Source organism: Calyptranema fuscum S582 (assembly GCF_055793305.1).
In genome coordinates this window covers 22,474-32,012 of sequence record NZ_JBSLYH010000069.1, presented here as the reverse complement: position 1 = coordinate 32,012, position 9,539 = coordinate 22,474, and the positions used below count along the sequence as shown (strand labels likewise).

The following is a 9,539-nucleotide window of genomic DNA, read 5'->3' as shown; positions in this document are numbered from 1 at the left end:
TATTACTTGCGGCGGATTAGTCTCTGACAGTGAAAAATCTTTTGCTACCTTTAACTAGGTTCTTGCACCCGTCTTCTAAAATCGGGATGAACCAATTTGGGAAAAGATATGACAGACATCTTGCTAGAAATACAGGGAGCTGACACGATCGCTGCCACTGAAGAACTCCTGGCACTTCCTGAGCTTACAGGCACCTGGGAGACTGAATGTGCAATGGAACGGGAACCTATCATCACCACGATCGCTACCATTGTGGGGCTTGTGGGTGGCACGTTGGCGATCGCAGAACAGATAGGCAAAGCGGGCAGAAAGATTGAAAAAGCCTTGATTCTGGGGTGAAATGGGCGACCAATGTTTGTTCGATCGGAGTGTCCTTCAAAAACCGATCGCCATTCCCTTCATAGCTTTTCTACCTCATACACTGCCCTTGCCTGCTGCAATTCTTGGGCAAGCTGCTGTGCCAACCATCTTGGTTCCAGAATCTGAACGTTTGAGCCATACTGCAAAATTCGCTGCCGGAACCAGAACAGATAGTCTTCTTGGATGATAATCTCTACAAAATTCGCTGCTAAATCTCATTTGTGTTTGCGTTCATTAGCGCTGCACATCATTGTATTGATTGTAAAGAGCCACAACTTCCTGCTTGATCTTATGGCGTAGTGGCTCGGGTGCCATTACTTCACAGTCTTTCCCATATCGTAGGACTTCTCGAATCAACCAGAATGTACTTGAACTTTGCCGCACGACTCGTCGTACTTGAGGGGGATCAGCCAACCATTCATTTACCTCATCTTTCGTAGTTTTGCTGCGGTAAGCAAAGGCAAGTCCTCTAAATAAATGCAGTTCAACAGCAATGGTTGATAATCCAGAAAGCCACTGACCGACGATCGGCGTAATGGCAGCATCGGCAATCCGATCAATCCGAAAACACCAGTTATGCTCTAGTTCTGGTATATCCTGATTTCCTTCCGTTTCTTCGCACCAACAGTCAATATATTGACGGTCTTCGTGCGTCACGATCTCGGCATAACGAATCGTAAATGTCCAGATTCGTTCTGCGGCATCTTGGTAGGACAGTTGAAACGGTTGTTGGCGCTGAATATACCGTTCAACTTCAAGCCGCCAGGGCAAGACGGGAGCCGCAATGAACTGTTCTAGCTCAGTTCTGAGCGGAATGGTCAACTCACTGCGTTCTAAAAGGATCTGGGCGATCGCTACTGCCATTTGAATTTCACCTGCATCGATTAAAGCCGTTCGGGCGCGATTCAGTGCACTGATCCGCTCCTGTTTCCAATCGTGGTTGGGGGCAATCACTAGCTGGCGACGCGCGATCGCCTCGACCAGCCTGGAAACGTTAGGGCGATCGCCCCAAGTCATGCCAAATTCGAGGGCAAGCGCTTCAAGCTGCGCTTTGTCTTGTTCTGAAACCGAGAGTGTAATCGACTGACCTTTACGGCTCATGAGATTATACGGACACTTTCTCTGTATTTGATCTTGTCATCTCCTATTTTCGGTGTCATGATCGCCTTATGCAACTATTTACGGACACTATTTAGGGATATGTCAAGACGCAAAGAAATCTTGAGTTTTGCTAAATCCTGTGCAGGGATAGGGACTTAACCCATGGTTAAAACTTCTACAGAATCATTTGGGCATGGAGACAGTATCGCCATGACGACCATCGAAAGGCTGATGCTCGTGTTATCTGATGGCAATTGGCACTCAACCGAAGAACTGGTGCAAAAAGTTGGTCATCGTTTCTCAGCCACGATTCATGTGGTGAAGCAGAGGGGCGATCGCATTGAGAAACGCAGGGTTGATAAGAACCAGTTTGAGTATCGACTATTACGTCCAGTCGAGGCTTCTGTTAAAAATTAGTCACTCCTAGCAAATCTAAAAGCTTTACTTAATACCGCTATGAGTATTACTGCTAAACAAATCAGCGAACTTAAAGTTTTAGTGAGTGCCTTAGCTCAAAAAGCTTTGCCAGAAAACTTCTCGAAATCATTAATTGCAAAACTGAAGGAAAAACCAGACGTTTTTGCGTTGGTACTGACTTTAGTTGAAGCCTTTGATAAACCTGATCTGAAACGAGCACTCAACCTTGCTCAACCCGGCAATACCAAAGATTTTTCCCAAAAACTTGATTTTCAGGGTACACAGGTTAGTTATCAAGGACAGATCATTGGACAGACTAAAATTTTGTTCAAATCGCCGCTACCAGGTGAGTTGCAGGCAAGGTTGGCGATTGAAAGTACCATTGATCGTTTCTTGGAATACTTACAGAAAGTTTATCAGATCGTGGTGTTGGATGAGAGCGATCGCCATGTTCAAGTCTTTATCCCTAAGCAGTCTGATCGTTCAAGTTTAGACTTTGAGCAACTTTGGAAGCATTTTATAGAAAAAGTAGTCTTTTCAGTTTATGGGCTTCAAAAGCACAAGCTACCGGGACTGGCTCAAACCTTTATTTCAATGCTCAAATCCATAACGCTCGCAGAGCGGGGCTTTAGTATATTGGAAGTACCCATTCTTAATAGGGAGCAAGCAAATATTTTAGCCGCTTGGTATTTTGCAGTCTGGCGCGAGACGAAAAAACGCCAAGATGATCGGCAGAAAAAAATTGATAAATGGGAATCAGAGCTTGAAAATCCCGATTTATCCAAAAAAGAGCGGGATTTAAAAGAGAAGCAGCTTCAAGATGCATGTGCTGATCAACGAAAAGAGTCTCAAAAGTATCGAGAGAAATTCCACAAGCCTTTCACTAAGGTTTTAGGAGCAAAAAATGCTACTGATCAAAAACTAGCCTCTATCAAGTTTGAGCTTCTTAGCCAGTCATGTGGAAATCCCTTAGATTTAGTTGATAGAGATTTCAAACAGAATCCGGAGAAGTTCAAAGAAATCTTCGCGATTTCTTTGAACTTCGATAAAACATCAACTGATCAAATTGCTGGCGTGAAAGGCGATATTTTTGCTAAGTGCGTGTTGGAAATGTATCGTCTGCTAGAAATGACTGACGATCAGTTTGATACTCTGCCGACACCGCTTTTGACTGAAAAACCTATTTTTCAAGTGCGATCTCCTGGAGATGACAGTAAAGAATTCTGCTATTCTTGCGGCGTGTCTCTCGATCCTAAAACTGCTAAGTGGCAAGTTCGTAGATTGATTTTTGAGAGTCCTGAACAACGTCGTCAATCTGCTTCTGGTGAAGGCAGACCTCATATTTGTGCTTCTTGTGCAGCTCTAGCCTTTGCTTCGCCGTTAAAGCTGACTATGAAAGTATTGTCTTAAAGCTGGAGCCGATTACTACTGAAGATAGCGCTCGGTTAAGGCTCAAAGACTATCTGAAGATGTTAACTAGTAAAGAGCTACATCTTAGTGCGGGTAAGTATATTGTATTGGCTTCAGATAAAAGCCAGAAAGGAGATTCGGCAGCGCAAAAACTAGGACAGGTTCAATATGCATTAGCAAAAGTTGCCTCTATTTTTCCCGTGGAAGTCCTCTCGAATTTTCGATTTTCTCTCATGGTGCAAGGTGGTGAGCCAACTCATTTAGCAAGCAGGCATTTAATCTTTATCAAAGGATTCATGGAAAGCTATGGTCAGTCAATCATTATTGCGGGGAAAGACTTTAATTTAACGCTGGGTGATGCCATCCGTTACGTTCAGCAAGATTTGCCCTATTTGGCTGACTATGTGATTACTAAAGCCGCTAGCATATCCAATGCTTTGGAGTTGGAAAAGATACGTTATCTGTATTGGCAGGCAATACGAGCAGATTTGAAATTGCGAGGAGATTCTATGGATTCAGATACTCAATTGGCGAAACGAGCACGGCTTTATCGTCATGTAGCTGCTCTAACTGGTTTAACTTTTGCCTTTGCTAGCTCTTTGGAAAATACGGCTAAAAAGGCAATGGATAAAGAGACAGCTGAGAGAGAAGTGAGTAAGTTGATTGAAAAGGTAGATGATGCAGTTGCGTTCTGCTATTACGCAACGCTTGGAGACGAAACAAAAACTAGTGTGCAAGCGAGACTTTGGTGCAATTCTGACAATCAGTTTGTTTATACCCAAACGAAAGATCTGCTAAAGGAAATGGGCGTTTCAGATCGTGAAGAACGAAGTGAGGATGGTAAGGTCTGGCTGAATCTTTATGCTGACGATGTATTGAACGCTTATACCCACTTCGCAGAGAAAAAAGACTACTCACAGGACAAGGATTGGAAAGAGTTAACCTACCAAGTCAGGCTTTCACTTTACACACGTTTTCCCGAATTGGTTCGCAAACTGAAATCTACAGGAGATAAGTAATAATGGCGACGGGACTCCCTGCAACAAATGCTAAAAATCCTCGGCTTCATTTTGACATCTACGCAATTTTAGAAGGCTCCCAAGAACTTTATCTGGGTCATGAAGTGCAGGTGAATGTCAATCTTGTTGAGGTTGTCAAACTATCTACAAAAGATGGTCTGTCATTGGAAAAATGCTATATCTCTCCTACTAAACGGAGAGGCGTAGAGCGACGGTGCTTGATTTGGGCACCTCACAAAAGCGGCTCGCTCATGGGTGACAAGCTAGAGTGTGGTATTCCTGCAACTTGTGCTAAGCCAACATGCCCTATTTGCAGTTCTTACGGTGGGTTGCTGGCTGGAAAGAAAACTTTGATCGGCCGGGTTACTCATGGCGGTGGGGTAGCAGTGCAAGACATTTATCCAGTCGAAAAACAGCGTGCCATGCATCCTTCGCGATTAGCTAGCCCCGAAACTGGAAAAGATGAGACCCCAATACCGTTCAAACGGCAATATAACCAACCAGGTATCCTCTATCCAGTATCTAACCACGCTCTCAGTGTGACTGATCAAGAATTTTCGTCTGTTGCCTATGCATTTTTGGATGCGTTGCCTCGTATAGGTTCTGGAAATCCTAAGGGAATTGCGATTGCAGAAGACAAAAATCAAATGCCTTTGCTCGTAGTCGATCGCTATCTCGTTCCTAGAGGAAATCGACCTGTGATTTCTCCGTCCACTACCGATCCAAAAAAGGCAATTGATGATTTTGTCCACGCTGCCAATGATGTGAATACGACTGAGGACGAAACAGAATACTCTGGAACACAACCCAATTTTAAGGCGAAACATTTTGCGCGATGGACTGGGCAAAATGCTTTGCACAAATTACAGGAGTATTCCAGCAATTTTGTAGATACTGTCTTGCAGGCGGACTGATTATGTATTGTGTTGAACTCACGATTCAGCCGACAGCAGCATTGACCTTTCGCATTCTGCCCGGTTCAATTCTCAATATTGCTACCTATCCATTTGTCCCACCCACAAGTCTTTCAGGTTTTTTACGACGGCTAAGTATGATGAGTGCAGGATTGGGCATACCTGAAACCAAGATCAATAAAGATAATCCACCAACTTATCTTCTGCCTCACCATTACATTACGTTGGGCGCTTACCAAAGCCGCAGTACATGGGGAGGAATACATCGAACTTATCGCAAAGGAATGCGCGAGTTCACCCATAATGATTTCTCAAAGCTCTATTTGGATGGGAATAAAGCTAATTTCCAACTTCATACCTGGGAATATCTCATTACAGAAGAGTTGGTTGGCTATGTTGTAGCAGAGTCGGCTGAGCGCTTGGAGCAAATTCAAAGCTTAGAATCTTACGGTTGCTATATCGGTAAAGAAGGCTATGCAGTTCTTACAAAAGTTTCAGAGGTACTTCAGTTAGGGCAACGAGCGATCGCCGCCTATCCATCTACGATTGCCCCAATGGATGCTCTTATCCAAAGCAATCAATTTGTTGGTGGTTGTGATATCTATAACCTCTATCGTTACAATTGGCTTCCTGACGCGTTGACGCAATCTGACCAAGATGGCTTTTGGGGTGGACAACCAACTAGCGTGGATGGTTTCATTCCTTTTATTGCAGGTTATTTCCCAAAAGATATGGGCAATCCGCCTATGCTTGACTACTACACCGATAACGAAGAAATTTTCATTCCTGTGTCTCTCATCCATTTGCTGAGAGGTGAAACCTATGCCCAAAACCTCTAAAAAAACTTTTGATTTTGGTCGAGTCTTCTTTCCAAGACAAGATGCTCTCATAGTTCCTGACCATATTCTGTTTCAACCCCTCGGCAATCACGTCTCCAATGTGCGGAAACTGGTTCATTATTGGAAACGCGATGATTTCTCTAAAGCTGATGTAAATAAATCCTTAATGCGAGTTTCAAAAGCAGCAGGATTGCATGATATTGGAAAACCCCAACGCTTTGGAATCAGCGTTAAGGTTCAGCCCAATGGGAAATTTGAATTTGGGTATTCTTTTAGAGGTCATCGCTTTTTGGCCAATGATCCTGAGCAACCTTGGGTAGAGTCTCTTGCAAAAGGTCATCATGATTATTCTGTTCATGATATTTGCAGAGATACCTACACTTTAAAGACTTTACTCAATAAGTTAGAGGATGGAGATCCTCGTCAAGGAGAAGCTGAGAATTATAAATATCTTCTAGAGGCTGAACCATTGGCTTATGCCCGTGAACTCTATATTTTAGAGATGTGTGACCAAATTGAAGCGGAAATAGCTTGCCGCTTTTACGAAGACAAAGAGCAGGCAGAGTCTCGTGCCTTTATGGATTTCACGATCACTAAGTCAGACGAAGGGATCTTTTTTCTCGATCCCTGGATTTTTGATAGAGATGATGATGTAGAGCTTACTTTGTCTACTTGGTTAATGCCATTTCCTGATGTTGTCAGGCAAGCTTTATCTAAAGCGACTCAAAATGATGATTCTTCCTTAACTAAGAAGTTGCAGGAAGATGTTGAACAGTGGTGGCAACAGCAACCCACAAATTTTCGGTCTGAAAAGCATAGGATTTTTATTAGACAGTTACCCAAGGATTTTCAGCGCCAACTTGATAGCCAGAGCATCTATAAGAATGTTTGTGGCTTTACACCTAATCCTATGCAGGCAAAATTAGCAGAAGCTTTATGTCGAGAGCGCAATCCCCATCCAGCAATTCTGTTGAAGGCTCCAACTGGAACAGGAAAGACTGAAGCGATTGTATTTCCGGCTCTTAGCAACGACTATCGCTTGCTCTTGGTATTGCCTACTCGTAGTTTGTTAGAGGATCAGCGCGAACGAATTCATGGTTATCTGGAAAGCTTTTCAAACTTAGAGCAAAATCGAGAGCGTGAAATTTCCCTAGTGATAGATACTGGCGCGGAAATGGATCGCTGGCTTTACATTAATGGGAAGGCGAAAAAACCAAAAGTTAGGCCAAGGCGACATCTCTACAAAGGCAATATTATCCTTACAACACTGGATAAATTCCTCTATCGCTATTTTTCTTTTGGCGATAAGCAGAAGTCCTTTATCTTCCCTCACCGTATCCATCGTGAAAATACACTAATTTGTTTTGATGAAGCGCATAGTTATGATGATATTTCTTTCACCAACTTTCAGAGCCTTGTGCGATCGCTTTACGAAGCAGGTCGCTCTCTCGTCTTAATGACTGCAACAATGCCACCACAGCTTGAAGAGTATTTTGATTATCTTCAGGTCATCGATTATACGAAACAGCTATCAAAACAGCCTAAGCGGAGCTTTTCCTGGCTTGAGAATATCAAGATCAATGGAGAGGAAAACTTGGCAGAGTTTCAAAATCAGATCACACGACTTATTCTGCAAGAATGGCAAACCAAACCTAATCGTCGTATTTTGGCAGTTGTAGAAACAGTGAGAGATGCGGCAGCTGTTTACCAGCAATTGAAGCAGAGACTTTGTCTCAAAGAAGATAAATCTGAGCGGTTTCTGTTCCTCTATCATGGTCGAATTGCCGATCAGTTGCGTCCAGAGCTTTATAAAGCGATCAAGCAAAGGGATGACAACAAAGAACCGTATATCTTGGTAACCACTAGTGCGATCGAAGTAGGTTGTGATCTCAACGCAGAAGTTCTCATCTCGCAGATCTGTCCTCCCGAAAATCTGATTCAGAGAGCTGGGCGCTGTAATCGTCGAGGAGATGTAAGAGATGCCAAGGTAATTGTAGTTGGTGAGCATATCCCTAAATTTGCCAATAGCCTAGGAAAGGATGCAGAAGAAAATTACAAGAAAAAGCTTAGGGAACTAGAGCAATTTGATACTCAAGCGATCGCTGATTGCATTTCCCATGACCCACACATTGATGATTATCGCGTTGTTGAACTCTTCTCTATGTTGCATGACTATGTTTATGCTGCGGATCTGACCTGTCAGCCGACTCATGAACGTGGGCTCATTCCCACACGAAGTTGGGAGCCTTCTGTTGAACTTAGATTGATGGTATCTGAAAAGGAATACCACAGCATTTCAGTCCCCATTTCTCGGTTAGCAGACAAGAACAGGCAGCCGTATGCTCATACCTATGCTTTTGAAAGAAGATACGACAAGGAGAATACACGTTGGCGTGAAAGCCCAATTGGGTGGGGATCGGCGTATGACAAAGATATCATCATCCAAATTAGCCCTGAGTTAAGTGAATTTATCTTTGATGCTTCTTTACCCGAGTATCCTTACGATCCCAACCTTGGCTTTGTAGAACTTCCTAAGATCTTTTCAGCTAAATGGAGCGATGGTGCTGAGGTCAAACTGAAGTATGAAGTCGCTAAGCGCGATGGAGGGAAGCATATTGCAATGATTTCATATGTCAAATCATTGGATTGAAAACCATGCCCTATAGCCTTGTTCTCAACCTGCTTCCCCGATCGCCCATTCCCCAAGCACATCTGAGCGGTCGTCATCTTCATGCCTTATTTCTTGATCTGGTGCAATCCATTGACCCAGCCTTGGCGACCGCTTTACACCAGCAGCAGTCAAACAAAGCTTTTACCATCAGTCCTTTGCAAGTGGGCAGCCGCAAAGGAAACGCCCTTCAGTGGCAGCACGATCACTCTATCCCTGCTGGAACACCCTGTTGGTGGCGCATTTCTCTGCTAGATGAGACATTGTTCAGTCGGTTAACGCACCTTTGGTTAAACCTAAACACTCAAACATCCTGGCATCTGGGGGCAGCAGATTTACAGGTTGTCAATATTTTAGGTACGCCGCAAGCCACTCAGCCCTGGGCAAATTTTTCAACCTATGCTCAGCTTCACGAGCAAGCGTCAGACAGCGATCGCCAGATTCACCTGACATTCTGCACACCTACTACCTTCCGAGTTACAAATTATGACTGTGCCTTACCGACCAAAGAGCTTGTCTTTCAAAGCCTGCTCAAGCGATGGAATCAATACAGCTCCGTCCCCTTTGCCAAAACATTGGTTGAACCCATTTATCCCAGCTTTTTTGATCTGCGAACTGAAATTGCGATCGACAGCCGCAGTAAATTCATTGGCTGTGTGGGAAACATCACCTTTCAAATCTTAGGAGACGTTGAGCCATCAACGATTCAGCAGATTAATACGCTGGCAGATTTTGCCCTCTTTGCCGGTGTCGGACGCAAAACACCGATGGGCATGGGCATGGTACGACGACAGACAAGAAAAAATTAATC

General features: G+C 43.8%; 10 protein-coding genes. 8 read left to right on the top strand and 2 right to left on the bottom strand.

Features of this window, described 5'->3' with window-relative positions:
• Window positions 1-108: 108 nt before the first annotated feature.
• Window positions 109-339 carry a hypothetical protein gene (locus tag ACR6Z4_RS29125; protein WP_479720855.1) on the top strand — a complete coding sequence of 77 codons (231 nt, stop codon included), beginning with the start codon at window positions 109-111 and terminating at the stop codon, window positions 337-339.
• 59 nt (window positions 340-398) lie between these two features.
• Here ACR6Z4_RS29125 and ACR6Z4_RS29120 read toward each other — a convergent pair whose 3' ends face one another.
• Both ACR6Z4_RS29120 and ACR6Z4_RS29115 read right to left on the bottom strand, forming a co-directional pair.
• Window positions 399-530 (bottom strand): WCX domain-containing protein, encoded by a 132-nt coding sequence (locus ACR6Z4_RS29120; RefSeq protein ID WP_479720859.1) that lies wholly within the window; start codon window positions 528-530, stop codon window positions 399-401.
• 64 nt (window positions 531-594) lie between these two features.
• On the bottom strand, window positions 595-1,461 hold the full coding sequence (locus tag ACR6Z4_RS29115) for a helix-turn-helix transcriptional regulator (protein ID WP_479720854.1): 867 nt from the start codon (window positions 1,459-1,461) through the stop codon (window positions 595-597).
• Between the two features lie 162 nt (window positions 1,462-1,623).
• On the opposite strand from ACR6Z4_RS29115, the gene ACR6Z4_RS29110 reads away from it, so the two are divergent.
• The 7 genes from ACR6Z4_RS29110 to cas6 are packed head-to-tail and all read left to right on the top strand — an operon-like array spanning window position 1,624 to window position 9,537.
• Window positions 1,624-1,878 carry a hypothetical protein gene (locus tag ACR6Z4_RS29110; protein WP_479720853.1) on the top strand — a complete coding sequence of 85 codons (255 nt, stop codon included), beginning with the start codon at window positions 1,624-1,626 and terminating at the stop codon, window positions 1,876-1,878.
• A gap of 39 nt (window positions 1,879-1,917) precedes the next feature.
• Entirely contained in the window at window positions 1,918-3,288 is a 1,371-nt protein-coding gene (locus ACR6Z4_RS29105; protein ID WP_479720852.1) for a hypothetical protein, read from the top strand.
• 59 nt (window positions 3,289-3,347) lie between these two features.
• Window positions 3,348-4,307 carry a hypothetical protein gene (locus ACR6Z4_RS29100; RefSeq protein WP_479720851.1) on the top strand — a complete coding sequence of 320 codons (960 nt, stop codon included), beginning with the start codon at window positions 3,348-3,350 and terminating at the stop codon, window positions 4,305-4,307.
• A 2-nt stretch (window positions 4,308-4,309) separates the two neighbouring features.
• On the top strand, window positions 4,310-5,221 hold the full coding sequence (locus ACR6Z4_RS29095; RefSeq protein ID WP_479720850.1) for a hypothetical protein: 912 nt from the start codon (window positions 4,310-4,312) through the stop codon (window positions 5,219-5,221).
• Between the two features lie 2 nt (window positions 5,222-5,223).
• A complete protein-coding gene (locus ACR6Z4_RS29090) occupies window positions 5,224-6,060 on the top strand; it encodes a hypothetical protein (protein WP_479720849.1) in 837 nt (278 codons plus the stop codon).
• The gene (cas3, locus tag ACR6Z4_RS29085) at window positions 6,044-8,710 is read left to right on the top strand and encodes a CRISPR-associated helicase Cas3' (protein WP_479720848.1); all 2,667 of its coding nucleotides are present in this window, start codon (window positions 6,044-6,046) and stop codon (window positions 8,708-8,710) included. Before ACR6Z4_RS29090 ends, cas3 begins: the two co-directional genes overlap by 17 nt.
• Window positions 8,711-8,715: 5 nt before the next feature.
• Window positions 8,716-9,537 carry a CRISPR-associated endoribonuclease Cas6 gene (cas6, locus tag ACR6Z4_RS29080; protein WP_479720847.1) on the top strand — a complete coding sequence of 274 codons (822 nt, stop codon included), beginning with the start codon at window positions 8,716-8,718 and terminating at the stop codon, window positions 9,535-9,537.
• Window positions 9,538-9,539: the final 2 nt, after the last annotated feature.